Origin of the sequence: Arthrobacter halodurans (genome assembly GCF_041877255.1) — a bacterium.
Taxonomy (GTDB): domain Bacteria; phylum Actinomycetota; class Actinomycetes; order Actinomycetales; family Micrococcaceae; genus Arthrobacter_N; species Arthrobacter_N halodurans.
In genome coordinates, this window is record NZ_JBHDLJ010000026.1 from 1 (window position 1) to 719 (window position 719).

The 719-nt window shown below is 72.6% G+C and carries 1 protein-coding gene; it reads left to right on the top strand.

The window, feature by feature from the left end; all coding sequences use genetic code 11:
- Positions 1 to 719, top strand: a 719-nt coding sequence (locus ACETWP_RS17275; RefSeq protein WP_373973529.1) for an aldehyde dehydrogenase family protein, incomplete at both ends; no start/stop codon positions are given.

Below are 719 nucleotides of genomic sequence, written 5' to 3' on the forward strand. Positions count from 1 at the left end.
GAGCGCAGCGCGTATTTGATGCGGGCCGCGGACGCGGTGGAGGCCTCGGCGGAGGGGTTGGCGCGGTTGCTCTCGCGGGAGCAGGGCAAGCCGTTGAACGGGCCGAACGCGCGGTTCGAGGTCGGGGCGTGCGCGGCGTGGCTGCGCGCGACGGCGTCGTTCGCGCTCGAGCCCGAGGTGCTGGTCGACGACGAGGGGGGCCGGGCGGAGCTGCACTACCGGCCGTTGGGCGTGGTCGGGGCGATCGGGCCGTGGAACTGGCCGATGATGATCACGGTGTGGCAGCTGGCCCCGGCGCTGCGGATGGGGAACACCGTGGTGGTGAAGCCCTCGGAGTACACGCCGCTGTCGGTGCTGGCGTTGGCCGAGGTGCTGAACACGGTGTTGCCGGCGGACGTGCTGCGGGTGGTCTCGGGCGGCCGGGACGTGGGCGAGGCGCTGGCGGGGCACGCGGGGATCGACAAGGTGATGTTCACCGGGTCCACGGCCACGGGCAAGGCGATCATCCGCTCCTCGGCGGGGACCGTGAAGCGCCTGACCCTCGAGCTCGGGGGCAACGACGCGGGGATCGTGCTCCCCGACGCGGACCCGGAGGCGATCGCCGAGGACCTGTTCTGGGGGGCGTTCATCAACACCGGCCAGACGTGCGCGGCGCTGAAGCGGCTCTACGTCCACGAGGACATCTACGAGGACGTGGTCGCGGCCCTCGCCGGCGTCGC